20 protein-coding genes and 6 tRNA genes are annotated in these 23,588 nt (G+C 69.6%); 13 read left to right on the top strand and 13 right to left on the bottom strand.

Annotated elements, in window-relative coordinates; genetic code table 11:
- Positions 1-80 precede the first annotated feature (80 nt).
- The 3 genes from OHA17_RS19010 to OHA17_RS19000 all read right to left on the bottom strand — a co-directional run bounded on the left by OHA17_RS19010 (position 81) and on the right by OHA17_RS19000 (position 744).
- Positions 81-153: transfer RNA gene (locus OHA17_RS19010), tRNA-Gly, on the bottom strand.
- A 78-nt stretch (positions 154-231) separates the two neighbouring features.
- Positions 232-303 (bottom strand) — tRNA-Gly (locus OHA17_RS19005).
- A gap of 123 nt (positions 304-426) precedes the next feature.
- A complete protein-coding gene (locus tag OHA17_RS19000; protein WP_053725901.1) occupies positions 427-744 on the bottom strand; it encodes an Lsr2 family protein in 318 nt (105 codons plus the stop codon).
- Positions 745-1,059: 315 nt separating this feature from the next.
- Here OHA17_RS19000 and purS point away from each other — a divergent pair, with 315 nt between their 5' ends.
- The 3 genes from purS to purL are packed head-to-tail and all read left to right on the top strand — an operon-like array spanning position 1,060 to position 4,243.
- Positions 1,060-1,320, top strand: a complete 261-nt coding sequence (gene purS, locus OHA17_RS18995) for a phosphoribosylformylglycinamidine synthase subunit PurS (RefSeq protein WP_078966365.1) — start codon at positions 1,060-1,062, stop codon at positions 1,318-1,320.
- Positions 1,317-1,997, top strand: coding sequence for a phosphoribosylformylglycinamidine synthase subunit PurQ (gene purQ, locus OHA17_RS18990; protein ID WP_406507584.1), 681 nt, complete (start codon positions 1,317-1,319; stop codon positions 1,995-1,997). Before purS ends, purQ begins: the two co-directional genes overlap by 4 nt.
- Positions 1,994-4,243 carry a phosphoribosylformylglycinamidine synthase subunit PurL gene (gene purL, locus OHA17_RS18985; RefSeq protein ID WP_406507583.1) on the top strand — a complete coding sequence of 750 codons (2,250 nt, stop codon included), beginning with the start codon at positions 1,994-1,996 and terminating at the stop codon, positions 4,241-4,243. The genes purQ and purL overlap by 4 nt, the downstream gene beginning before the upstream one ends.
- A gap of 58 nt (positions 4,244-4,301) precedes the next feature.
- On the opposite strand, the gene OHA17_RS18980 is transcribed toward purL, so the two are convergent.
- A complete protein-coding gene (locus OHA17_RS18980) occupies positions 4,302-5,786 on the bottom strand; it encodes an MFS transporter (protein WP_406510760.1) in 1,485 nt (494 codons plus the stop codon).
- A 154-nt stretch (positions 5,787-5,940) separates the two neighbouring features.
- Here OHA17_RS18980 and OHA17_RS18975 point away from each other — a divergent pair, with 154 nt between their 5' ends.
- The 5 genes from OHA17_RS18975 (at position 5,941) to purM (ending at position 10,958) form a co-directional block, all read left to right on the top strand.
- The gene (locus tag OHA17_RS18975; RefSeq protein ID WP_406507582.1) at positions 5,941-6,579 is read left to right on the top strand and encodes a TetR/AcrR family transcriptional regulator; all 639 of its coding nucleotides are present in this window, start codon (positions 5,941-5,943) and stop codon (positions 6,577-6,579) included.
- Between the two features lie 10 nt (positions 6,580-6,589).
- On the top strand, positions 6,590-7,387 hold the full coding sequence (locus OHA17_RS18970; RefSeq protein ID WP_406507581.1) for a sterol carrier family protein: 798 nt from the start codon (positions 6,590-6,592) through the stop codon (positions 7,385-7,387).
- Positions 7,388-7,541: 154 nt separating this feature from the next.
- Entirely contained in the window at positions 7,542-8,033 is a 492-nt protein-coding gene (locus OHA17_RS18965) for an META domain-containing protein (RefSeq protein WP_406507580.1), read from the top strand.
- Positions 8,034-8,328: 295 nt separating this feature from the next.
- A complete protein-coding gene (gene purF, locus OHA17_RS18960) occupies positions 8,329-9,855 on the top strand; it encodes an amidophosphoribosyltransferase (RefSeq protein ID WP_053725908.1) in 1,527 nt (508 codons plus the stop codon).
- Positions 9,856-9,890: 35 nt separating this feature from the next.
- The gene (purM, locus tag OHA17_RS18955; RefSeq protein ID WP_406507579.1) at positions 9,891-10,958 is read left to right on the top strand and encodes a phosphoribosylformylglycinamidine cyclo-ligase; all 1,068 of its coding nucleotides are present in this window, start codon (positions 9,891-9,893) and stop codon (positions 10,956-10,958) included.
- A gap of 107 nt (positions 10,959-11,065) precedes the next feature.
- Here purM and OHA17_RS18950 read toward each other — a convergent pair whose 3' ends face one another.
- Entirely contained in the window at positions 11,066-11,326 is a 261-nt protein-coding gene (locus tag OHA17_RS18950; protein WP_053725910.1) for a DUF3073 domain-containing protein, read from the bottom strand.
- Positions 11,327-11,606: 280 nt separating this feature from the next.
- The gene (locus tag OHA17_RS18945; protein ID WP_406507578.1) at positions 11,607-12,695 is read right to left on the bottom strand and encodes a Leu/Phe/Val dehydrogenase; all 1,089 of its coding nucleotides are present in this window, start codon (positions 12,693-12,695) and stop codon (positions 11,607-11,609) included.
- 165 nt (positions 12,696-12,860) lie between these two features.
- Here OHA17_RS18945 and OHA17_RS18940 point away from each other — a divergent pair, with 165 nt between their 5' ends.
- Positions 12,861-13,703: a hypothetical protein gene (locus OHA17_RS18940; protein WP_406507577.1), complete on the top strand. Its 843-nt coding sequence runs from the start codon at positions 12,861-12,863 to the stop codon at positions 13,701-13,703.
- Positions 13,704-14,257: 554 nt separating this feature from the next.
- Positions 14,258-14,464 carry a developmental transcriptional regulator BldC gene (gene bldC, locus OHA17_RS18935; protein ID WP_003949541.1) on the top strand — a complete coding sequence of 69 codons (207 nt, stop codon included), beginning with the start codon at positions 14,258-14,260 and terminating at the stop codon, positions 14,462-14,464.
- Positions 14,465-14,852: 388 nt separating this feature from the next.
- Here the strand turns inward: bldC and OHA17_RS18930 are convergent, their stop codons facing one another.
- The 3 genes from OHA17_RS18930 to hrpA form a co-directional block, all read right to left on the bottom strand.
- Positions 14,853-15,026, bottom strand: a complete 174-nt coding sequence (locus OHA17_RS18930; RefSeq protein ID WP_199826951.1) for a DUF6274 family protein — start codon at positions 15,024-15,026, stop codon at positions 14,853-14,855.
- A gap of 346 nt (positions 15,027-15,372) precedes the next feature.
- A tRNA-Asp gene (locus OHA17_RS18925) sits at positions 15,373-15,447 on the bottom strand.
- 90 nt (positions 15,448-15,537) lie between these two features.
- Positions 15,538-19,458, bottom strand: a complete 3,921-nt coding sequence (gene hrpA / locus OHA17_RS18920; RefSeq protein ID WP_406507576.1) for an ATP-dependent RNA helicase HrpA — start codon at positions 19,456-19,458, stop codon at positions 15,538-15,540.
- An 83-nt stretch (positions 19,459-19,541) separates the two neighbouring features.
- Between hrpA and OHA17_RS18915 the strand changes: the two genes are divergently transcribed.
- From OHA17_RS18915 to OHA17_RS18905, 3 genes are all read left to right on the top strand, one after another.
- Positions 19,542-19,919, top strand: coding sequence for a hypothetical protein (locus OHA17_RS18915; protein ID WP_053725914.1), 378 nt, complete (start codon positions 19,542-19,544; stop codon positions 19,917-19,919).
- 80 nt (positions 19,920-19,999) lie between these two features.
- Positions 20,000-20,767 carry a DsbA family protein gene (locus tag OHA17_RS18910; protein WP_406507575.1) on the top strand — a complete coding sequence of 256 codons (768 nt, stop codon included), beginning with the start codon at positions 20,000-20,002 and terminating at the stop codon, positions 20,765-20,767.
- Positions 20,764-21,603: a cytochrome c biogenesis CcdA family protein gene (locus tag OHA17_RS18905; RefSeq protein ID WP_406507574.1), complete on the top strand. Its 840-nt coding sequence runs from the start codon at positions 20,764-20,766 to the stop codon at positions 21,601-21,603. Before OHA17_RS18910 ends, OHA17_RS18905 begins: the two co-directional genes overlap by 4 nt.
- Before the next feature lie 78 nt (positions 21,604-21,681).
- Here the strand turns inward: OHA17_RS18905 and OHA17_RS18900 are convergent.
- The 4 genes from OHA17_RS18900 to OHA17_RS18885 all read right to left on the bottom strand — a co-directional run bounded on the left by OHA17_RS18900 (position 21,682) and on the right by OHA17_RS18885 (position 23,585).
- Positions 21,682-21,758, bottom strand: a tRNA-Phe gene (locus OHA17_RS18900).
- A gap of 26 nt (positions 21,759-21,784) precedes the next feature.
- Positions 21,785-21,859 (bottom strand) — tRNA-Asp (locus OHA17_RS18895).
- 38 nt (positions 21,860-21,897) lie between these two features.
- Positions 21,898-21,970 (bottom strand) — tRNA-Glu (locus tag OHA17_RS18890).
- 199 nt (positions 21,971-22,169) lie between these two features.
- Positions 22,170-23,585, bottom strand: a complete 1,416-nt coding sequence (locus OHA17_RS18885; RefSeq protein ID WP_406507573.1) for a metallophosphoesterase — start codon at positions 23,583-23,585, stop codon at positions 22,170-22,172.
- Between the last annotated feature and the right edge of the window lie 3 nt (positions 23,586-23,588).

Below are 23,588 nucleotides of genomic sequence, written 5' to 3'. Positions count from 1 at the left end.
ATGTCAGGAGGGGAGCGGCACTTGGCCGGGTACATGACTAAGGCCCCAGTTCGATGAACTGGGGCCTTTAGTGCTTCCTGAGCGGACGACGAGATTCGAACTCGCGACCCTCACCTTGGCAAGGTGATGCTCTACCAACTGAGCCACGTCCGCATGCCGCCACACAGCTTTCACCGCGTGGTGCGAGCACTACTCTACCTGATCCACAAGATGGATCGGCACGCAATGCAGAGCGGGTGACAGGAATTGCACACTGCGCCTTCCCCCTGGAAGGGGGATGTTCTACTACTGAACTACACCCGCACGCTCCGGTGGACCGGGCTTTTTGGCCTTGCCCCTCGGCGTGCTCCAGACTCTAGCTGATCAGCAGGGGGGGATTGCAACTCCGGTGTCCGGGGCGGGTGCAGGGCCGCCCCGGACGGGAGGTCAGCTCGCCTCGGCGAAGGCCTCGTAGACCTTCTTCGGGATCCGGCCGCGGGCCGGCACGTCCATCTTGTTGGAGCGCGCCCAGGCGCGGACGGCCGCCGGGTCGGGCGCGACGGCCGTGTGCCGGTAGGTCTTCCCGGACTTCGCATGCTTGCGTCCCGCTGTCACGTAAGGCGCGAGCGCCTTGCGCAGTTTCTTTGCATTGGCGGGATTGAGGTCGATCTCGTAGACCTTTCCGTCCAGGCCGAACGTGACCGTTTCCGCCGCTTCTCCGCCGTCGATGTCATCGGAGAGTGTGACCACTACGCGCTGAGCCACGGATATCGGATCCTTCCTACGGCCTCGCCGCCCCCACGTGCCTGACGTGCGGCGATACCGGCCTTCCGGCTGTTATGGAGCAATGTTGCTTTCGCTGGGATTCCTTTGTACAGCGGCACCCATTGCAATGTGAAGCCCAGCCAATTGCATCAGCGTGTCCCGACGCAATGACTTCGGCGACTTTTTCTCGGGATTTTTCCCACGTGTTGTCGCGGCCGAAACCGGAACGTGATCGGAGGTCAACTATATCTACCCGCGTAGATTTTTTGGGCGGGTACTCTGAGGGAACCGCCTTCGCACCACACCACACCGGGAGTGCCAGTGGCACGCGTCGTAGTCGACGTCATGCTCAAGCCGGAAATCCTCGACCCGCAGGGACAGGCGGTGCAGCGCGCACTGCCCCGTCTCGGCTTCGAGGGGATCGGCGACGTACGTCAGGGAAAGCGTTTCGAGCTGGAGGTGGAGGGACCGGTCGACGAGGCCGCCCTCGCCCGCATCCACGAGATGGCCGAGACCTTCCTCGCCAACACCGTTATCGAAGACTTCACCGTCAAGGTCGAGGAGCAGTCCAAGTGACTGCACGCATCGGCGTTGTCACCTTCCCCGGCACGCTCGACGACCGGGACAGTCTGCGGGCCGTGCGCATCGCGGGCGCCGAGCCGGTTTCGCTCTGGCACCGCGACAAGGACCTCAAGCAGGTCGACGCCGTCGTCCTGGCCGGCGGGTTCAGTTACGGCGACTACCTGCGGGCCGGGGCCATCTCCCGGTTCTCGCCGGTGATGGAGACGATCATCGAGCAGGCGAAGGCCGGCCTTCCGGTCCTCGGCATCTGCAACGGGTTCCAGATCCTCACCGAGTCGCACCTGCTGCCGGGCGCCATGCTCCGCAACAACCACCTGCACTTCATCTGCCGTGAGCAGAAGCTGCGGGTGGAGAACGCGGAGACCGCCTGGACCGCCGACTACGAGGCCGGCCAGGAGATCCAGGTTCCGCTCAAGAACATGGACGGCCGGTACGTCGCCGACGAGCGCGTCCTCGACGAGCTGGAGGCCGAGGGCCGGGTCGCGTTCCGCTACCTGGACCTGAACCCCAACGGCTCGCTCCGTGACATCGCCGGCATCACCAACGCCGCCGGCAACGTCGTCGGCCTGATGCCGCACCCCGAGCACGCCGTGGAGCCGCTGATCGGTACGGGGCGTACCGACGGCCTCGGATTCTTCACCTCGATCCTGAAGAAGCTGGTCAACGCATGACTCTGGACACCGTCAAGCACGCCGCCGAGACCCCGGACGTCGAGCAGCCCTGGAAGGAGCTCGGCCTCAAGGAGGACGAGTACGCGCGCATCCGGGAGATCCTCGGCCGCCGCCCGACCGGTGCCGAGCTCGCCATGTACTCGGTCATGTGGTCCGAGCACTGCTCGTACAAGAGCAGCAAGGTCCACCTGAAGCAGTTCGGCGACAAGGTCCCCGCCAACGACGCCATGCTGGTGGGCATCGGTGAGAACGCGGGCGTCGTCGACGTCGGCCAGGGGTACGCGGTCACCTTCAAGGTCGAGTCGCACAACCACCCCAGCTACATCGAGCCCTACCAGGGCGCGGCCACCGGCGTCGGCGGCATCGTCCGCGACATCCTCGCCATGGGCGCCCGCCCGGTCGCGGTCGTCGACCCGCTGCGCTTCGGCGCGGCCGACCACCCCGACACCAAGCGCGTGCTGCCCGGCGTCGTCGCGGGCATCGGCGGCTACGGCAACTGCCTGGGCCTGCCGAACATCGGCGGCGAGGTCGTCTTCGACGCCTGCTACCAGGGCAACCCGCTGGTCAACGCCGGCTGCATCGGCGTGATGAAGCACGAGGACATCCACCTCGCGAAGGCGTCGGGCCCGGGCAACAAGGTCATCCTGTACGGCGCCCGCACGGGCGGCGACGGCATCGGCGGCGTCTCGGTCCTGGCGAGTGAGACGTTCGAATCGACGGGTCCCGCCAAGCGGCCCGCCGTCCAGGTCGGCGACCCCTTCCAGGAGAAGCTCCTCATCGAGTGCACCCTGGAGATCTTCAAGGAGAAGCTCGTCGCGGGCATCCAGGACCTGGGTGGCGCGGGCCTGTCGTGCGCGACCTCGGAGCTGGCGAGCGCCGGTTCGGGCGGCATGCGCGTCGAACTGGACACCGTGCACCTTCGGGACTCCTCCCTCTCTCCCGAGGAAATCCTCATGAGCGAGTCGCAGGAACGCATGTGCGCGGTCGTCGAGCCGCGGCACGTCGACCGCTTCATGGAGATCTGCGAGAAGTGGGACGTCATCGCCACCGTCATCGGTGAGGTGACCGAGGGCTCCCAGTTGGAGATCTTCTGGCACGGCGAGCAGATCGTGGACGTGCCGCCGCGCACCGTCGCCCACGAGGGCCCGGTCTACCACCGGCCGTTCGCGCGCCCCTCCTGGCAGGACGCGCTCCAGGCCGACGACGCGGGCAAGCTGGCGCGTCCGCAGTCCGGCGCCGAGCTGAAGGACCAGGTCCTGAAGCTGGTCGCCTCCCCGAACCAGGCCTCCAAGTCCTGGATCACCGACCAGTACGACCGTTTCGTGCAGGGCAACACGGTGCTCGCGATGCCCGAGGACGCGGGCATGGTCCGGATCGACGAAGAGTCGAACCTGGGCGTGGCCATGGCGACCGACGGCAACGGCCGGTACGCCAAGCTCGACCCGTACACCGGCGCCCAGCTCGCGCTCGCCGAGGCCTACCGCAACGTGGCGGCCTCCGGCGCGAAGCCGCTCGCGATCTCGGACTGCCTGAACTTCGGCTCCCCCGAGGACCCGGACGTGATGTGGCAGTTCGCCGAGGCCACCCGTGGTCTCGCGGACGGCTGCCTCCAGCTCGGCACCCCGGTGACCGGCGGCAACGTCTCGCTCTACAACCAGACCGGTGAGACGGCGATCCACCCGACCCCGGTGGTCGCGGTGCTCGGCGTGATCGACGACGTGAACCGGCGCACCCCGATCGCGTTCGCCGAGGAGGGGCAGCTGCTCTACCTCCTCGGTGACACCCGCGAGGAGTTCGGCGGCTCGGCCTGGTCCCAGGTCATCCACGACCACCTGGGCGGTCTGCCGCCCAAGGTCGACCTGGACCGCGAGAAGCTGCTCGGCGAGATCCTGATCTCGGGCTCGCGCGACGGCATGATCGACGCCGCGCACGACCTGTCCGACGGCGGCCTCATCCAGGCCGTGGCCGAGTCCTGCCTCAAGGGCGGCAAGGGCGCGCGCCTGGTCGTGCCGGACGGGCTCGACGCCTTCACGTTCCTGTTCAGCGAGTCGGCCGGCCGCGCGATCGTGTCCGTGCCGCGCTCCGAGGAGCTGCGCTTCACCGACATGTGCGGCGCGCGCGGCCTTCCGGCGACCCGGATCGGTGTCGTGGACGGCGAATCCATCGACGTCCAGGGCGAGTTCACCCTGGAGCTGACCGAACTGCGCACGGCCCACGAGGCGACCATCCCCGCCCTGCTGGCCTAGTACGCGCCAACTCCTCGGCCCCGTACCTCAGTTGATGAGGTACGGGGCCGAAGTGCGTTCAGGCGTCGACGAGTTGCCCGGTCTCCACTGGGGCTGTGGCCACCGGCCGGGTCTCGGCGGGGAGGCGGGCGGCCAGGACGGCGGCGACCGCCATGATCCCGGCCGCGACCAGGAAGACCACGTCCAGCGCGGAGATGAAGCCGTGCACGGCGGTGTCGCGGGCGGCGCCGGTCAGGTGGGCGAGGGTGCTGGTCGAGCCGCCCGGCACCTTCGTCTCGTACACCCGGCTGAGCAGGGTGCCGAAGACGGCCGCGCCAAGGGCGTTCCCCAGCGTCTGGAAGAACCGGATGCTGGTGGTCGCGATGCCCAACTGGTGGGCGGGGGCGGCGTTCTGGACGTACGGGATGAGCTGGCCTATGAGCAGGCCGAACCCGCAGCCCATGAGGAGGAGCGCACCCCGGATCTGCCACAGCGAGGTGCCGGCGTCGAGGGTGGCGAGCAGGGCGAGCGCGAGGGCGGAGGCGACGGTGCCGGTCAGCACGAAGGTCTTCATCCGCCAGCCGCGGTCGGTGAGCCTGCCCGCCGCGAGGCCGACGGCGGTCATGCCCAGCGCCATCGGGATGAGGTAGAGCCCGGAGGCCGCGGGGGCGAGGCCGCGCACCGCCTGGAGGTAGATCATGACGTAGACCAGCGCGCCCATCATCGCGGCGCCGACCAGCCCCTGGATGGCGAACCCGTACCGCAGTTGGGGCACCTTGAACATCGAAAGCGGCAGGACCGGCTCGGCGGCGGTGCTCTGGCGGCGCAGGAACAGCGCGAGCGAGAGGACACAGGCCACGATCAGGCCCAGGATCTCGGGCGAGCCCCAGGCGTACTGCTTGCCGCCCCAGCTCGTCATCAGGAGCAGGCTGCTGGTGAACGCGGCGGCCAGCGCCGCGCCGAGGTAGTCGATGCGGTGGCGGACCGGGGAGATGGGGAGCTTCAGTACGAGGACGGCGCCGATCAGCGCGGCGATGCCGAGCGGCAGGTTGATGTAGAAGATCCAGCGCCAGTCGGCGTGGTCCGCGAGGGTGCCGCCGATCCAGGGGCCGATCGCCATGCCGGTGCCCCCGACGATCCCGCCGACACCGCTCGCCTTGCTGCCGCCCTTGCCGTCCGGGCCCTTGAGCTGGGCGAGTACGACCATGGTGACGCTCATCAGTCCGCCGCCGCCGAGGCCCTGGAGGGCGCGGGCCGCGATCAGTTCGGCCATCGACTGGGCGGCGCCGCACAGCGCGGAGCCGAGCAGGAAGGTGGCGACGGCGCCGACGAAGACCTTCTTCGCGCCGAGGCTGTCGCAGAGCTTCCCGTACAGGGGCAGCGCCGCGGCCGAGGCGAGCGCGAACGCGCTGATCAGCCAGGGGATCTTGTCGACTCCGTGCGCCGGGTCGAGATCACGGGCGATGGGCACGGTGGCCGCCGACACGATGTTCATGTCGAGCACGGCGAGCAGGATCGTGGCGATGCAGACGACCATCCCGATCAGGGTCTGGGCCTTGGTCATCAGGGGCCGAGTGGGGTCCGTGGCCTGGGTGTTGGCGCTCTTCACGGTCTTGGTGCTCGTCATGGTCTTCGTCATGGGCACCACCATGGACCAGAAAATGTACTGGGTCAATCTTTCATCCCAGATTAAATTTCATCCTGGTACAGTGATCTGCATGACTGCTGGTGAGGGGCTGCGCGAGCGCAAGAAGCGGGAGACCGCGACGCGGATCTGGCGCACCGCGCTCGACCTGTTCACCGAGCGCGGCTTCGACCACGTCTCGGTGGCGGAGATCGCCGCCGCGGCCGACGTGTCGAAGATGACCGTCTTCAACTACTTCGGCACGAAGGAAGACCTGGTCACCGCGCCGATGATGAACCACGTCGGCGATGTCGTACGGGCCGTGCGCGAGCGCGCGTCCGGTGAGTCGGCCGTGGCCGCCGTGCGCCGCCAGTTCCTGGAGATGATCGAGCTGCGCGACCCGTCGGTCGGCCTCAACGACGACCCGCGCTCCCTCCAGGCCCGCCAGCTCATCCAGAACACACCGGTGCTGCTCCAGCGCGCCTCCCTCGCCTTCGGTGAGGCGCAGCGGGAACTCGCCGAGCTGCTCGCCGCGGAGGGCGGCGACCCGATGCTCGCCGCCGTCGCGGCCGCCCAGCTGACCGGCGCCCGCAACGCGCTGATCAACGAGCACCACCGCCGCATCCTCGGCGGGGAGTCCGCGCGCTGGGTCGCCACCGATGCCGCGGACCGTGCCGAGCGGGCGTTCGCGCAGGTCGAAAACGGTCTGGGGAGCTATCCCGGCCCGGCGTAGGCTCGGTTTCATGCCCCCGGCCAAGAAGCGTGCCCGCAAGTACGACCCGGCGAAGACCCGGGCCGCCGTCCTCGCCCAGTTCGGCCACGTACGCCGAGCCGTCGGCACGCTCACGCCCGAGCAGCTCGCCCGGCCCACCCGGCTCGGCGACTGGACGGTGCGCGAGCTCGCCGTGCACCACACGATGGCGCTCGGCATGCTGGATCGCCACCTCGCCGAGGACGAGCCGCCGGCGCAGGAGGTCGTGCTGCTCGACTGGCCGTTCCGCACCGCGGACGTGGGTGGCCAAGTGGCCGACGGGACAAGGGAGTTGGCGGCCTCCGTCGCCGATCTCGACGCGCTCTTCGAGCAGCGGGCGGCCCGCGCCGAGGAACTCTTCGCGGCCACCCCCGACACCCGGCTCATGCCGACCCGGTTCGGCGCGATGACCTTCGCCGACGTCCTGGTGACCCGGACCGTCGAACTCGTCGTCCACACCGACGACTTGAATGACGCGCTGCCCGAACTCGGCGTCCCCTACGACCGGCAGGCGCTCGCCACGTGCACCAGGCTGCTCGCCGACGCGCTCGCCGTGAAGGCGCCCGGCGGCTCGGTCGAGGTGCGGATCCCGCCGTACGCGGTGGTGCAGTGCGTGGCCGGCCCCAAGCACACCCGGGGCACCCCGCCGAACGTCGTCGAGACCGACCCGCTCACCTGGATCCGGCTCGCCACCGGCCGGACGGGATGGGCCGAGGCGCTGGACTCGGCGAAGGTCGCGGCGAGCGGCGAGCGGGCGGACCTGGCGGCGGTGCTGCCGGTGATGTCGTGATGGCGTAGCGGCGTGATGGCATGGCGTAGCGGTACGTACATCGCGGTCGCGCAGCTGCCGAGCCCGGTGCCGTAGCCGCACCTACGCCGACGTCGTGGCCGTACATACGCCCACCCACGCGGAACCGGGCCCCCGCCCGCCCCGTCCCATCCGCATGGGAAAGCCCAGCCGCAAGCTCAGCACCACCACGGCCGTCCTCGCCGGGCTGCTCGCCGTCTCGGCCTGCGACACGGACCCCGGGCGACCCCAGCCCCCGAGGGAGCGCGTGCTGCGGAGCGCCGAACCGGACGCACCCCTCACCACCACCCGGTGGACCGTGAACGGACTCCTCGACGCGGACGTCACCCGGCCCCTCCCGGACGGCACCGCCGGCCGGGCGTATCTGACCTTCGGCAAGGACGGGCAGGTGCAGGGCAACGCCGGGTGCAATGCGGTCCGCGGTGCGGCGACGGTCTCCGCGGACGAGCACACCGTCACCTTCGGCCCTCTCGGCTCCACGCGGATGATGTGTGCGGGCCCCGAGATGCAGCTCGAACAGGCCGTTCTGGGCGTTCTCCGGGGCAAGGTCGGCTATCGCCTGGACCACCGCACGCTGATCCTCACCGCCACCCCGGGCGGCAAGGGCCTGTCCGCGACCTCGGGCTGAGCGCGGGAGCGCCCTCACGCAGCGCGCACGCGCCCCTACCGGCCGCCCTTCCCGACTCCGGGCGTGAAGCGAACTCCGTCACACTCGCACCGTTCGCACATCCGCCGTCGCAAGCACGCGCAAACATCGCGACCGGTCCAGGCACACCCGGGCCCACCTGCACGGACGTGTCCGAGGGGCCGACAGGGACTCGCCGCGAGGGGGCGAGGCGCGAAAGCTACAAATGCGGGCAGGGTGCCCGGCTGTCCGTATCCCCAATTCGGACCAGTGGTCGATCTCGCCTACACTCGGTGGCGTGCCACGTGGTGACGGACGACTCAACCACGACCTGCTCCCCGGTGAGAAGGGCCCCCAGGACGCTTGCGGCGTCTTCGGTGTCTGGGCTCCGGGTGAAGAGGTCGCGAAGCTCACTTACTTCGGGCTCTACGCCCTCCAACATCGGGGCCAGGAATCCGCGGGCATCGCGGTCAGCAACGGCTCCCAGATCCTCGTCTTCAAGGACATGGGACTTGTCTCCCAGGTCTTCGACGAGACCTCGCTCGGTTCCCTCCAAGGTCATATCGCGGTCGGTCACGCCCGCTACTCGACCACCGGTGCCTCCGTGTGGGAGAACGCTCAGCCGACTTTCAGGGCGACCGCCCACGGCTCGATCGCGCTCGGCCACAACGGCAACCTGGTGAACACCGCGCAGCTCGCGGAGATGGTCGCCGAGCTGCCCAAGGAGAACGGCCGGGCCACCCAGCTCGCCGCCACCAACGACACCGACCTGGTCACCGCGCTGCTCGCGGGCCAGACGGACGACGACGGCAAGCCGCTGACCGTCGAGGAAGCGGCCGCCAAGGTCCTGCCTCAGGTCCAGGGAGCCTTCTCGCTGGTCTTCATGGACGAGCAGACGCTGTACTGCGCCCGTGACCCGCAGGGCATCCGCCCGCTGGTGCTCGGCCGCCTGGAGCGCGGCTGGGTCGTCGCATCGGAGAGCGCCGCGCTCGACATCTGCGGCGCCAGCTTCGTCCGCGAGATCGAGCCGGGTGAGCTCGTCGCCATCGACGAGAACGGCCTGCGCACCTCCCGATTCGCAGAAGCGAAGCCCAAGGGCTGTGTCTTCGAGTACGTCTACCTGGCGCGCCCGGACACCGACATCGCCGGCCGGAACGTCTACCTCTCCCGAGTGGAGATGGGCCGGAAACTCGCCAAGGAAGCACCGGTCGAGGCCGACCTGGTGATAGCGACTCCGGAGTCCGGCACCCCCGCCGCGATCGGATACGCGGAGGCCAGCGGCATCCCGTACGGCTCGGGCCTGGTGAAGAACGCCTACGTCGGCCGTACGTTCATCCAGCCCTCGCAGACCATCCGCCAGCTCGGCATCCGGCTCAAGCTGAACCCGCTGAAGGAAGTCATCCGGGGCAAGCGCCTGGTGGTCGTCGACGACTCGATCGTCCGCGGCAACACCCAGCGCGCCCTGGTGAAGATGCTCCGCGAGGCGGGCGCCGCCGAGGTCCACATCCGGATCTCGTCGCCGCCGGTGAAGTGGCCCTGCTTCTTCGGCATCGACTTCGCGACCCGCGCGGAGCTGATCGCCAACGGCATGACCATCGAGGAGATCGGCACGTCCCTGGGCGCCGACTCGCTCTCGTACATCTCGACCGACGCGATGATCGAAGCGACGACGATCCCCAAGGACGACCTCTGCCGCGCCTGCTTCGACGGCGTGTACCCGATGGAGCTCCCCGACCCCGAGCTGCTTGGCAAGCAGCTCCTGGAGTCCGAGCTGGCGTCCGGCCCCGCCGCGACCGCGGCAGCCGACGCCCTGCGCCGCCCGTAAAACCCTGCAGTACGACACGAAAGTTCTCCAGAGACATGTCTGAGACCACTGGTGCCAGCTACGCAGCCGCGGGCGTCGACATCGAGGCGGGCGACCGCGCCGTCGAGCTGATGAAGGAGTGGGTGAAGAAGACGAAGCGCCCCGAGGTCCTGGGCGGCCTCGGCGGATTCGCCGGACTCTTCGACGCCTCGGCCCTCAAGCGCTACGAGCGCCCGCTGCTCGCCTCCGCCACCGACGGCGTCGGCACGAAGGTCGACCTCGCCCGCAAGATGGGCGTGTACGACACCATCGGGCACGACCTCGTCGGCATGGTCGTGGACGACCTGGTCGTGTGCGGCGCCGAGCCGCTGTTCATGACCGACTACATCTGCGTCGGCAAGGTCCACCCCGAGCGGGTCGCGGCCATCGTGAAGGGCATCGCCGAAGGCTGTGTCCTGGCGGGCTGCGCGCTGGTCGGCGGCGAGACCGCCGAGCACCCGGGCCTGCTCGGCCCCGACGACTTCGACGTCGCGGGCGCCGGCACCGGCGTCGTCGAGTACGACCAGCTCCTGGGCGCCGACCGCATTCGCGAGGGCGACGCGGTCATCGCCATGGCGTCCTCCGGTCTTCACTCGAACGGGTACTCACTCGTCCGGCACGTGGTGTTCGACCGGGCCAAGATGACCTTGGACCAGCACGTCGAGGAGTTCGGCCGCACGCTCGGCGAGGAGCTCCTGGAGCCCACCAAGATCTACTCGCTGGACTGCCTGGCGCTGACCCGCACCGCCGAGGTGCACGGTTTCAGCCACATCACCGGCGGCGGTCTTGCCAACAACCTGGGCCGGGTCATCCCCGACCACCTGCACGCCACGGTCGACCGCTCGACCTGGACGCCGGGCGCGGTCTTCGACCTCGTCGGCACGGCGGGCAACGTCGAGCGGCTCGAACTGGAGAAGACGCTCAACATGGGCGTCGGCATGATGGCGATCGTCCCCGAGGCCTCGGTGGACGTGGCGCTCCAGACCTTCGCGGACCGGGGCGTGGACGCCTGGGTCGCCGGCGAGATCGTCGAGCGGGGCGACCACCGCGACGGCGCCGAGCTGACCGGTGACTATTCCAAGTAAGCCGCTACAGGCAGCACGAAACCCGGTCGGGGGCGAAGGCCCCGGACCGGGTCGGTGTGCTCAGAGCAGCGAAGAGAAGCGTTGCTGCGAAAGCGGGATCAGCGAAGTCAAGCGCCGCGGCGCTGCGACGACGGACCGGACTCTTCGTCCTCGTCGTCGTCATTCCCGTACAGATCCGCATAGCGGGCGTACGGGTCGTCGTCCTCGTCGTCCTCCAGTGGCTCCGCGTTCGGCGGTTGGCTCACTGTCGGGTTCGGAGTAGATGCGCCCAGCTCGTTGGCCAGACGCGACAGGTCAGTCCCGCCGCTGCTGTACTTCAGCTGGCGGGCGACCTTCGTCTGCTTGGCCTTTGCCCGGCCGCGCCCCATGGCTCGACCCCCTCGGTGACGGGGCTCGACGGCCCCAGAGTCTTGACACGCGTTCATGATCCGGAACGGACTCTCCGTAGAGAGACCGCGTCCGTAGGGCTTCAACGGTACCTGCTTCCGCGGCCATACGGTACGCCGCCCGCATGACGCGCCACTTGGCAGAACCAACAAAGCGCCCTGTCCTCGCTGGTCAACCGCGATTTTAACCTCTTCTTGGCGCCCGACCCGCCGACCGGCGTGAGGCATGTCTCTCAGCGCGGCCGACGGGTCCTTGGGGGGCTCAGTGTTGACGTGCCTCCGCCATGCGCTGTTCGGCGATCCGGTCGGCCGCGGCGGCCGGCGGAATGCCGTCTTCCTTCGCACGAGCGAATATGGCCAGCGTGGTGTCGAAGATCTTCGAGGCCTTCGCCTTGCAGCGGTCGAAGTCGAAGCCGTGGAGCTCGTCGGCCACCTGGATCACGCCACCCGCGTTCACGACGTAGTCGGGTGCGTACAGGATCGCGCGGTCCGCGAGGTCCTTCTCCACACCTGGGTGCGCGAGCTGGTTGTTGGCCGCGCCGCACACCACCTTCGCGGTGAGCACCGGCACGCTCGTGTCGTTCAGGGCGCCGCCCAGCGCGCACGGGGCGTAGATGTCCAGGCCCTCGGTGCGGATCAGCGCCTCGGTGTCGGCGGCGACGGCGACCTCGGGGTGCAGGTCGGTGATGGTGCGCACCGACTCCTCGCGCACGTCCGTGATCACGACCTCGGCGCCGTCCGCGAGCAGGTGCCCGACGAGGTGGCGGCCGACCTTGCCGACGCCCGCGACGCCGACCTTGCGGCCGCGCAGCGTCGGGTCGCCCCACAGGTGCTGGGCCGAGGCCCGCATGCCCTGGAACACGCCGTACGCGGTGAGCACGGACGAGTCGCCCGCACCGCCGTTCTCGGGGGAGCGGCCGGTCGTCCACTGGCAGGTGCGCGCCACGACGTCCATGTCGGCGACGTAGGTGCCGACGTCGCAGGCCGTCACGTAGCGCCCGCCGAGCGAGGCCACGAACCGGCCGTAGGCGAGCAGCAGTTCTTCGGTCTTGATCGTCTCGGGATCGCCGATGATCACGGCCTTGCCGCCGCCGTGGTCGAGCCCGGCCATGGCGTTCTTGTACGACATTCCGCGCGACAGGTTGAGCGCGTCGGCGACGGCCTCGGCCTCGGTCGCGTACGGGTAGAAGCGCGTACCGCCCAGGGCCGGGCCCAGGGCGGTGGAGTGGATGGCGATGACGGCCCTGAGCCCGGTGGCTCGGTCCTGGCACAGCACGACCTGCTCGTGTCCGCCCTGGTCGGAGCGGAAGAGGGTGTGCAGTACGTCATCGGCTCCGGTCACATCGGTCACGGTGGTGACTCCCAAGTACGAAGCGGCGGTTGACGGCCCGCCTGCGGGTGGGGCAGGCCTGGTTCGGGAGCAGGTTAAGTCCTACGCGCCCGTAGATCAGGCGCAGTGCTGAGGATCACCCCCACCAGGAGCACAGGGGCGCGTGCCCGTGGGACGATGCGGGGCATGGCGGTGGTGTCCTCGGTGATCGTTCCGTACGCGTCCTACCTGCGGGTGTACGAGCCCCTTGCCGCCTTTCCCGAACCCGAGCGCGGCCACTGGCAGCGCTACGCCGAGCGCGGGCGCACCCCAGGAGCCCAGGACGAACTCCGGCGCGCGCTGGCCGACTTGGTGCCCACCCCGCCCGTCCCGGTGCCCGTGCACGAGAGCGGGGACGCTTTCGTGGCGGAGGTCGACGGGGTGGTGTGCGTGTGCCCCTGGCGGACCCGGCTGCGCGGCTGGCAGGCCCTGGAGGGCCTCGCGGGCCAGTTCCCCGAGCCGGTCCTGGACGCGCTGCTGCCTCCGGTGGTGCGCAGGCAGGCCGAGGCGGACTACGAGCGCTGGCGGGAGCGGAACCCGGACGCCCGGCCGTGGATCTTGACGAGTGTTTGGCACATTCCTGTGAGCTGGTTCACGGTCTTTTCGGGCGAAGAGCGCGAGTATGCACCGGGTGAGGGTGCGACCGCGCCCGTGCTGCGCTACCGCACCCCGATGGTCCAGGCCCGCCGTCGCCTCGCGAGGGCGCTGCGGACGCTGCGGGACCACATCGACGAGGGGCCGCTGACCGAGGGCCTGGTGGACGTCGGGCGCTGGCTGGAGGAATTCCATCCGCGCTCGCTGGTCGAGCTGGACTACGGCGGCCTCGTGCACGCCCTCTCGCACGACAGCCTGGAGGCGGACCGCTCGGCGGCCGACGTGGCCGAGGGGATCGCCGCGCTGCGGGCCGGCGACGACGCCGGCGCGGAGGAGGCGTACGGCCGCTTCACGGAGCGCTGGCGGGCCGTCAAGGAACGCCGGATGGCCAACTGAGGTCTCCCGGCCGGTCCCGAGGGGCCTTCGGAGGGGCCGACGGGGGGTCTTCATGAGGCCATCCGTGGGATCTTCGGGAGCCTTCCGGGGGGCCTTCGCGGGATCTCCGCAGGACGTAGGTCCTGATCCGGGCCTTTGCCCTAAGCGTGACGGACCGCACTTATCTCACCCTTGCGCCCAGACCCCACCCTCGTGCCAAAATAGGACAAGGGGTCCGGGGAGGATCCCTTCCGCCCAACTAAGGGCGGATTGCTCGGTATTGCTTGCTATGGGGGGTCTGACGACTCCTGATCGCTCTGTGACTGATCGTCACTGTGGCGTGACTGTCCGCTATGGCATGGTCCATCGGCTTCCGTCGCTGATGAACACCTGGGAGGGCAATTCCATCGGTTTGGCCGACGTGGCTGGACGGATGGTGTAGTTGTAGTGCCGAGGACAAGCCGTTCGTCCTATAACCGACTCGGCTCGCGTCCGCCATTTCGGGCAACGCGGGTCAAGGTGCAGAATTTAGAGGAAAGAACCGAGAAGGTTCGGTTCTCCCGAGGAGGCCGCTCATGACCGCTCGCACCCCTGATGCCGAGCCGCTGCTGACCCCGGCTGAGGTTGCCACGATGTTCCGCGTGGACCCGAAGACGGTGACCCGCTGGGCCAAGGCCGGCAAGCTCACGTCCATCCGCACGCTGGGTGGGCATCGCCGGTACCGCGAGGCAGAGGTCCGCGCACTGCTGGCGGGTATTCCGCAGCAGCGCAGCGAGGCCTGAACAACACCCCAATAATCCGGGCCATCCGGGGCCCCCACCCCGACCCGGCCCGCCTATAGCTCCACATGACGCCCAGCCCGCCCCAACGGGCTGCGTCATTGATCGCGCTGGACTCCGCCGGGTCCAGCGCGATCTTTTTATGTCCGGCCTTGTCCGGCACTTCCGGCAGCTCCCCGGGGCCCGTCGCGAGCGCTCCGGAGGGGGGCCTTCCGTCGGCTCCGTGGCCCCACCCCCCAGGGTGGTGCAATTGCACATATTAAATCGGGGCGTTGTATGGGGTGCGTAAGTTCAGTCGTTCCGGAAACTCATTCCGTGACTCCCGTCACACCGTCAAGAGCCGTCCATTCAGAGCCTCCCACCGCGCGGGCGGCCATCGGCCCGCCATAGGTCACCGGTTGGGGGGACTTTCGTCCTCGGGGCGCGCGGGCTCGGCGACCTCCATGGCGAGCCTCAGGAGCCGATGGCAGACCGCGCAGTGGCGGGTGAGGTGGCGGTAGCCCAGAGCGGCCGACAGGTGGGCGCGCAGCAGCGCCCGCGTCTCGTGCCTCGACGACGCCGTCATGCACCACCTCCTGGGACGGAGCCCCCGTTTCCCTCCCTTGCAGGGGTACCGGCGGCAGGTGCCCCCGTCAAGACGGCGAGAAGGCCCGGACTCTGGGGGAGCCGGGACCGGGCCGAGCGGCGGAGTTCCTGAGGCGCGGGGCGCCGACAAACCCGCAGGGCGTGCATCCGGCACAAAACACCGGAGCCTGCATCCGGCGAGGGATGCGGGCTCGGAGGCGGCGGCGGTCCTGACGGGATTTGCTGTGTATGTTCGCGGCTCCGCCGCGGGGCGCGGCCTCCGGGGGCTGCACCTGACAAACACCGGAGCCCGCATCCGGTGAGGGATGCGGGCTCCGGTTCTACTGCGGTCCTGACGGGATTTGAACCCGCGGCCTCCACCTTGACAGGGTGGCGAGCACTCCAAACTGCTCCACAGGACCTTGTTTCGCAGCCCGTTGGTGCTTGGCTGCGAATGAGACTGTACAGCAGGTCAGCGGGTCAGGTCGAACTCACTCACAGCGATAGCCGCGCTACGGCGCAGCCGCGTCGATCGCCTTCACGATCCGCTTGTCGGAGACCGGGAACGCCGTGCCGAGCGCGTGCGCGAAGTAGCTCACCCGCAGCTCCTCGATCATCCAGCGGATGTCCAGGACCTGCTGCGGAACGGGCCGCCCCTGCGGCAACTGCTCAAGGAGCCACGCGTACTCGTCCTGCATCTCGTGGACCTTCTCCATGCGCGTGGTGTCGCGCTGGACGGCCGTCGGCATCTGCTGGAGCCGGCGGTCCACCGCGACCAGGTAGCGCATCAGGTCGGCAAGCCGCCTGAGGCCGGTCTTCGTCACGAAGCCGGGCGGCACGAGGGCCGCCAGCTGGTTCCGTACGTCCGTGACGTTGTTGACCAGGGTCAGGCTGTTCGTGGCCTTCAGGCGGCGCTCACAGGCCTGCCAGGCGGCCAGGATCTGCTGGACCTGGCCGACCGTGCGCACCGTCGCGTCCACCAGGTCCGCGCGGACCTTGTCGTACAGCTTGCGGAACGATTCCTCGTCCCACGCCGGGCCGCCGTGGTCCGCGATCAGCTTGTCCGCCGCCGCCGTCGCGCAGTCGTCGAAGAGCGCCTGGATCGAGCCGTGCGGATTGCGGGACAGGGCGAGCTTCTGCTGGTTGGTCAGCTTGTCCGAGGCGAACTTGGCCGGGTTCACCGGGATGTTCAGGAGGATCAGCTTCCGGGTGCCGCGCCACATCGCCTGCTGCTGCTCGGCCTCGGTGTCGAAGAGCCGTACCGAGACGCTCTCGCCCGCGTCCACCAGCGCCGGGAACGCCTTCACGGGCTGGCCGGCCCTGCGCGTCTCGAAGACCTTGGTCAGGGTGCCGATCGTCCAGTCCGTGAGGCCCGAGCGCTCGATGGACTCGCCCGAGGGCCCGGCGGTCGCCGCGGCGGCCTTGGAGAGGGCCTGACGGGCCTTCGGGCGCAGCTGGAGCTTGAGCGCCTCCAGGTCCTTGTCCTCGGCGAGGTTGCGGCGCCGCTCGTCGACGATCCGGAACGTGATCTTGAGGTGGTCCGGTACGCGGGTGAGGTCGAAGTCGTCGGCCGTGACCGGGACGCCCACCATGCGCTGGAGCTCGCGGGCGAGGGTGACCGGCAGCGGCTCCTGCAAGGGGACGGCCCGCTCCAGGAACTTCGCGGCGTAGTTCGGCGCCGGTACGTAGTGGCGGCGGATCGGCTTCGGGAGCGAGCGGATCAGCTCCGTGACGACCTCCTCGCGCAGGCCCGGGATCTGCCAGTCGAAGCCCTCGTCGGTGACCTGGTTCAGGACCTGGAGCGGCACGTGCACGGTCACGCCGTCCGCGTCCGCGCCCGGCTCGAACTGGTAGGTCACCCGGAACTTCAGCGGGCCCTGGCGCCACGAGTCCGGATAGTCGTCCTTGGTGACGGCCCCGGCCTTCTCGTTGATGAGCATCTCGCGCTCGAAATCGAGGAGTTCGGGCTCGTCGTGCTTCTTGTGCTTCCACCAGGAGTCGAAGTGCGCGCCGGACACGACGTGTTCGGGCACCCGCTGGTCGTAGAAGTCGTACAGCGTCTCGTCGTCCACCAGGATGTCGCGGCGGCGGGCGCGGTGCTCCAACTCCTCGACCTCGGTGAGGAGTTTGCGGTTGTCCGAGAAGAACTTGTGGTGCGTGCGCCAGTCGCCCTCGACCAGCGCGTTGCGGATGAACAGCTCGCGGGACGCCTCGGCGTCGATGCGGCCGTAGTTGACCTTCCGGTTGGCCACGATCGGCACGCCGTACAGCGTCACGCGCTCGTACGCCATCACCGCGGCCTGGTCCTTCTCCCAGTGCGGCTCGCTGTAGGTGCGCTTGACCAGGTGCTGGGCGAGCGGCTCGATCCACTCGGGCTCGACCTTCGCGTTCACCCGGGCCCACAGGCGGGACGTCTCGACCAGCTCCGCCGACATCACGAGCTTGGGCTGCTTCTTGAACAGCGCCGAGCCCGGGAAGATCGCGAACTTGGCGCTGCGGGCGCCCAGGTACTCGTTCTTGTCGGTGTCCTTGAGCCCGATGTGCGAGAGCAGGCCGGCCAACAGCGAGGTGTGGACGGACTGTTCGGGCGCGTCCTCCTCGTTGAGGTGGATGCCCATGGTCTTGGCGACCGTACGCAGCTGCGAGTAGATGTCCTGCCACTCGCGGATCCGCAGGAAGTTCAGGTACTCCTGCTTGCACATCCGGCGGAAGCTGGAGGAGCCGCGCTCCTTCTGCTGCTCGCGTACGTACCGCCACAGGTTGAGGTAGGCGAGGAAGTCGGACGTCTCGTCCTTGAAGCGGGCGTGCTGCTGGTCGGCCTGCGCCTGCTTCTCGCTCGGGCGCTCGCGCGGGTCCTGGATGGACAGCGCGGCCGCGATGACCATGACCTCGCGGACACAGCCGTTGCGGTCGGCCTCCAGGACCATGCGGGCAAGGCGCGGGTCCACGGGAAGCTGGCTCAGCTTGCGGCCCTGCTGCGTGAGCCGCTTCTTCGGATCCTTCTCGGAAGGGTCCAACGCGCCCAGTTCTTGCAGGAGTTGGGCGCCGTCGCGGATGTTGCGGTGGTCCGGCGGGTCGATGAAGGGGAACTTCTCGATGTCGCCGAGGCCGGCCGCCGTCATCTGCAGGATGACGGACGCCAGGTTCGTACGGAGGATCTCCGCGTCGGTGAACTCGGGCCGGGTGACGAAGTCGTCCTCGCTGTACAGCCGGATGCAGATGCCGTCGCTGGTGCGGCCGCAGCGGCCCTTGCGCTGGTTGGCGCTGGCCTGGCTGACCGGCTCGATCGGCAGGCGCTGCACCTTGGTGCGGTGGCTGTAGCGCGAGATGCGGGCCGTGCCCGGGTCGATGACGTACTTGATGCCGGGGACGGTCAGCGAGGTCTCGGCGACGTTGGTCGCCAGCACGATCCGGCGGCCGCTGTGCTGCTGGAAGACGCGGTGCTGCTCGGCGTGCGACAGACGCGCGTACAACGGCAGAACCTCCGTGAACCGGAGGTTCTTCTTGATCAGCGCGTCCGCGGTGTCGCGGATCTCGCGCTCGCCGGACAGGAAGACCAGGATGTCGCCCGGGCCCTCCGACTGGAGCTCGTCCACGGCGTCGCAGATCGCCGTGATCTGGTCGCGGTCGCTGTCGTCGGAGTCCTCTTCGAGGAGCGGCCGGTAGCGGAGCTCGACCGGGTACGTACGGCCGCTGACCTCGACGATCGGGGCGTCCCCGAAGTGCCGCGAGAACCGCTCCGGGTCGATGGTCGCCGAGGTGATGACGACCTTCAGGTCGGGCCGCTTCGGCAGCAGCTGGGCGAGGTAGCCGAGCAGGAAGTCGATGTTCAGGGACCGCTCGTGGGCCTCGTCGATGATGATCGTGTCGTAGCCGCGCAGCTCGCGGTCCGTCTGGATCTCGGCGAGCAGGATGCCGTCGGTCATCAGCTTCACGAACGTCGCGTCCTGGTCGACCTGGTCGGTGAACCGGACCTTCCAGCCGACCGCCTCGCCCAGCGGGACCTTGAGCTCCTCCGCGATCCGGTCCGCGACCGTGCGGGCCGCGATCCTGCGGGGCTGGGTGTGCCCGATCATGCCGCGCACTCCGCGGCCCAGCTCCATGCAGATCTTGGGGATCTGGGTGGTCTTGCCCGAGCCGGTCTCACCCGCGACGATCACGACCTGGTGGTCGCGTATCGCCTCCAGGATCTCGTCCCGCTTCTGGCTGACCGGGAGCTGCTCGGGGTAGCTGACCTCGGGCATGCGGGCGGACCGCCGGGCGATGCGCTCGGCGGACTTCTGGGCCTCGGCCGCGATCTCGTCGAGCACGGCCTGCCGGGCCTCGGGCTTGCGGATGCGACGGGCGCCTTCGAGACGGCGGCCGAGGCGGTGGGCGTCGCGCAGCGAGGCCCCGTCGAGCAGCGTCTGGAGATCGGCGAAGGAAGTAGACATACCTGATTCAGGATCTCACCCGCCGAGGACGAGTGGCGAACGCATTTAGGCGCGCTCCGGAGCCCACCCGTACCATTTCGGGCATGCCCCGCTCCCGTGCCCCGCGCCGCCGCCTCACCGCGGCGCTGCTCATGGTGCTCGGAGTGCTCGCGGTGGCGCTGTGCGGGCCGGCCCCGACGGCTTCGGCCGCGCCCGGCGGCGTCCTGGTGAAGAAGGCATCGGCGCCCGCCTTCACGGACGGCTCGGCCGCGCCGGGCTGCAAGCAGGGTGGCTCGCACCAGGATTCCGACCCCGCGGCGCCGGTCCGGGCCCGCACCGCCCACGACCAGGCCCCGGTCCTGGAGGACCGCGTCGCCCCCGGCGCGCTGTGCGGCCTGTACGCGGCCCACCGCAACCCGCCGGTGCGCGGGCCCACGCTCAGCGCGCCCACCCCCGTCGAACTCTCGGTGCTCAGGGTCTAGACGCCGGTCCCGCCTCACGCGACCGCCGTCCCCTTTCCGTCTCTTCTCGTACGCGATTGCCGTACGCACCGGAGTTCCGCATGCCCAAGAGCACGAAGCCCAGCAAGAACAGCAAGCCGAGCAGGACCACCGCGAAGCCCGCCGCCAAGTCCCGCAAGCCGATCCTGATCGGGGTCGCCGCGGTGGCCGCCGCCGCGGTCCTCGGGATCGCCTCCTACCAGGCGACCTCCCCCGACGCGAAGCCCACCGTCAACGACTCCGCGTCCACCGCCGACCCGGCCGCGGGCGCCCACCCCGAGTTGGAGAAGCTGGCCCGCCGCGACGCCAAGGACCCGCTCGCCCAGGGCCGCGCGGACGCACCCGTCGTCATGATCGAGTACGCCGACTTCAAGTGCTCGTACTGCGGCAAGTTCGCCCGCGACACCGAGCCCGAGCTCGTGAAGAAGTACGTCGACAACGGCACCCTGCGCATCGAGTGGCGCAACTTCCCGATCTTCGGCGCCGAGTCGGAGGCGGCCGCGCGCGGGGCGTGGGCGGCCGGGCAGCAGGGGAAGTTCTGGCAGTTCCACGCGGCGGCGTACGCGGAGGGATCGAAGGAGAAGGGGTTCGGCGCGGGCCGCCTGAAGGAGCTCGCCAAGGAGGCCGACGTGCCGGACGCGGCCCGCTTCGCGACGGACCTCGACAGCGACGCGGCGAAGGCGGCCGTGAAGAAGGACCAGGACGAGGCGTACGGCCTCGGCGCCAGCTCCACCCCCTCCTTCCTCATCAACGGCACCCCCATCGCGGGCGCCCAGCCGATGGACGCGTTCGCGCAGGCCATCGAGGCCGCGGCGAAGGCGAAGAAGTGACCCCGAACATCGGTTACCTCGCCGCGTTCCTGGGCGGCCTCCTCGCCCTCCTCAGCCCGTGCAGCGCGCTGCTCCTGCCCGCGTTCTTCGCGTACTCGATCTCCAGCCGCACCAAGCTGCTCGCCCGCACCGGCATCTTCTACGCGGGCCTGGCCACCACCCTCGTCCCGCTGGGCGCGGCGGGTTCGTACGCGGGCCGGATCTTCTACGGCCACCGGGACCAGCTCGTCCTCTTCGGCGGCTGGCTGATCATCGCGCTCGGCGTCGCCCAGATCGTCGGCATGGGCTTCGCGAGCCGCCGCATGACGGAACTGTCCGGGAAGATCCTCCCCACGACCGCGCTGTCGGTGTACGCGCTGGGTGCGGTCTACGGCCTCGCCGGCTTCTGCGCGGGCCCGATCCTGGGCAGCGTCCTGACGGTGGCGGCGGTGAGCGGCAGCCCGGTCTACGGCGGCCTGCTGCTCGCGGTGTACGCCCTGGGCATGGCGGTCCCGCTCTTCCTCCTGGCCCTGCTCTGGGAGCGTTTCGAACTGGGCGGCCGCAAGTGGCTGCGCGGCCGGGTCCTGAAGGTGGCCCGCTTCGAACTCCACACGACGTCCTTGTTGTCAGGCCTGTTCTTCATCGCCCTGGGTGCCCTGTTCCTGGCGTACGACGGGGCGACGGCCCTGCCCGGCCTGCTGGACGTGGACGACTCGTACGCGGTGGAGGAGTGGACGAAGGGCATCGCGGACGCGGTCCCGGACTGGGCGCTGCTGACGGCGCTGGCCGCACTGGCAGCGGTCGTCCTGGGCGTACGGGGCTGGCGGGCGCGAACCCGGGAGCCGGAGGAGAGCTGAGGGGAGGGGGCCCGCTCGGGGGAGGCGGGCCCGCCCCAGATACAGCGAAAGCCCCGCCGGATCGGCGGGGCTTTCGGGTGGTGGCTGGGGCCGGGGTCGAACCGGCGACCTATCGCTTTTCAGGCGATCGCTCGTACCAACTGAGCTACCCAGCCACGTAGTCCACCGAAGTGAACTACAGCGGTCCTGACGGGATTTGAACCCGCGGCCTCCACCTTGACAGGGTGGCGAGCACTCCAAACTGCTCCACAGGACCAAGCTTGTGCGAGAACAAGTCTCGCACAGGATTGCGCGTGCCCCCAACGGGATTCGAACCCGTGCTACCGCCTTGAAAGGGCGGCGTCCTGGGCCACTAGACGATGAGGGCGTACCAGCTACTGCTCTGCTTCGTCTGTGCGTCCCAGAGGACGTGAGAAGCATGTGACTCCGCATTCCCCCGAAGGGTTCCGCTTCTCTTTCCCTCATTGCCTGAGGGGCGGACGGTCAAGCCCTGACCGGTGCTCTTGGGCACGACGTGACTGTACTACGCCACTCGGACGTGGGCCAAACCGAATAGCTGCGGCGGTTCAAGGTCGGTTCCCCTGGGGCAGATGGCGGCTGACCTCGGCCGTGGTCAGGCCCAGGCCGCCCAGGGTCACCTCGTCCCAGGCCTGGAGGTGGTGGGTGTTGCTGTCGAGGTAGAGGACCGAGGCGCGGACCTGCTCCGGTTCCTTGTTCTGCAGGGCGCGCAGGCCGCCGCCGCCCGTCGAGCCCTCGACCTTCAGGCGCGTGCCCCGCTTCATGACCTCCGTCTCGCGGCGGTGGAGGTGCCCGGCGAGGACCAGCGGGACCGTGCCGTCGGTCTCGCGCGCGGCGGCCGGTTCGTGGGTGACGGCGATGTCGGCCGGGGTGCCCGCGCGGGCCTGGGTGCGCAGGGCGGCGGCGAGCCGGCCCCCGGCCGCGCGTTCGGCGCCGTCGGGGTCGGTGTCCCCCGTCGAGCGGTCCGGGGTGAACTCGGGGTCGCCCATCCCCGCGATGCGTACGCCCGCGATCGTGACGGCCTGCCCGTCGTCCAGGACGTGCGTGTTCTTCAGGCCGGCGACGTAGCGCTGGGTCTCCGCCGAGTCGTGGTTGCCGCGCACCCAGACGTACGGGGCGCCGAGGTCGGGGATCGCGTCCAGGAACCGGTTCTCGGCGGTGCTGCCGTGGTCCATGGTGTCGCCCGAATCGATGATCACGCCGATCCGGTACTGGGTGACGAGCGAGGCGATGATGTGCCACGCGGCCGGGTTCAGATGGATGTCGGAGACGTGCAGGACGCGCAGGGTGGCCGGGTCCGGCTGGTAGGCGGGGAGGGTGGAGGCGGCGTCGTACAGCTTGGTGACGTTGGTGACGAGCTTCGCCAACTCCTGCTGGTAGACGCCGAATTCGGTCACGATGGAGCGCGCGTTGCCGACGACCTGCGGGGCCGAGGTGAGCAGCCCGGAGTACTTCGGCTCCATCACCGACTCCGGGTTCCAGGTCGCGTACGCGGAGAGGCCGCAGGCGGCGAGCAGGGCGAGGGAGAGGCCGCCCGCGGCGAGCGCGCGGCGGGGGCGGCGGTAGACGGCGAGGCCGAGCGCCATCGCGCCGGAGACGACCGCGACGCAGGAGCGCCAGGCCACGTCCCGGGTGCCGTGGCCGACGTCGCGGGCGATCTCCTGCTGGAGGCCGGAGATCCGCTCGGGGTGGCTGACCAGGGCCTGGGCGCGTTCGGGGTCGAGCCGGTCGACGTCGACGTCCAGGCGGAGCGGCGCGAGGTGCGAGCGCAGTTCCAGGGCGCCGAGCGGCGACACGTTGATCTTGGTGCCGCCGGTCAGGGAGGGCCGCAGGGTCATGGTGGTGTCCATGGGGCCCACGGGGGTGCGTACGTTGCCGACGATCAGGAGCCCGAGCCAGGCGCCGATCAGTACGACGCAGCACAGGCCCGCCGCCTGTGCCAGGGCCTGGCGAGTCGCGGACATGTG

Origin of the sequence: Streptomyces sp. NBC_00212, from assembly GCF_045206365.1 — a bacterium.
Taxonomy (GTDB): Bacteria; Actinomycetota; Actinomycetes; order Streptomycetales; family Streptomycetaceae; genus Streptomyces.
This window is presented reverse-complemented; position numbering and strand designations above follow the sequence as displayed.

Coding starts and splice junctions, on each gene's coding strand:
- purL (WP_406507583.1), top strand. CDS start 1,994: ATGACTCTGGACACCGTCAAGCACGCCGCCGAGACCCCGGACGTCGAG.
- OHA17_RS18980 (WP_406510760.1), bottom strand. CDS start 5,786: ATGACCAAGGCCCAGACCCTGATCGGGATGGTCGTCTGCATCGCCACG.
- OHA17_RS18975 (WP_406507582.1), top strand. CDS start 5,941: ATGACTGCTGGTGAGGGGCTGCGCGAGCGCAAGAAGCGGGAGACCGCG.
- OHA17_RS18970 (WP_406507581.1), top strand. CDS start 6,590: ATGCCCCCGGCCAAGAAGCGTGCCCGCAAGTACGACCCGGCGAAGACC.
- OHA17_RS18965 (WP_406507580.1), top strand. CDS start 7,542: ATGGGAAAGCCCAGCCGCAAGCTCAGCACCACCACGGCCGTCCTCGCC.
- purM (WP_406507579.1), top strand. CDS start 9,891: ATGTCTGAGACCACTGGTGCCAGCTACGCAGCCGCGGGCGTCGACATC.
- OHA17_RS18950 (WP_053725910.1), bottom strand. CDS start 11,326: ATGGGGCGCGGCCGGGCAAAGGCCAAGCAGACGAAGGTCGCCCGCCAG.
- OHA17_RS18940 (WP_406507577.1), top strand. CDS start 12,861: ATGGCGGTGGTGTCCTCGGTGATCGTTCCGTACGCGTCCTACCTGCGG.
- bldC (WP_003949541.1), top strand. CDS start 14,258: ATGACCGCTCGCACCCCTGATGCCGAGCCGCTGCTGACCCCGGCTGAG.
- OHA17_RS18930 (WP_199826951.1), bottom strand. CDS start 15,026: ATGACGGCGTCGTCGAGGCACGAGACGCGGGCGCTGCTGCGCGCCCAC.
- hrpA (WP_406507576.1), bottom strand. CDS start 19,458: ATGTCTACTTCCTTCGCCGATCTCCAGACGCTGCTCGACGGGGCCTCG.
- OHA17_RS18915 (WP_053725914.1), top strand. CDS start 19,542: ATGCCCCGCTCCCGTGCCCCGCGCCGCCGCCTCACCGCGGCGCTGCTC.
- OHA17_RS18910 (WP_406507575.1), top strand. CDS start 20,000: ATGCCCAAGAGCACGAAGCCCAGCAAGAACAGCAAGCCGAGCAGGACC.
- OHA17_RS18885 (WP_406507573.1), bottom strand. CDS start 23,585: ATGTCCGCGACTCGCCAGGCCCTGGCACAGGCGGCGGGCCTGTGCTGC.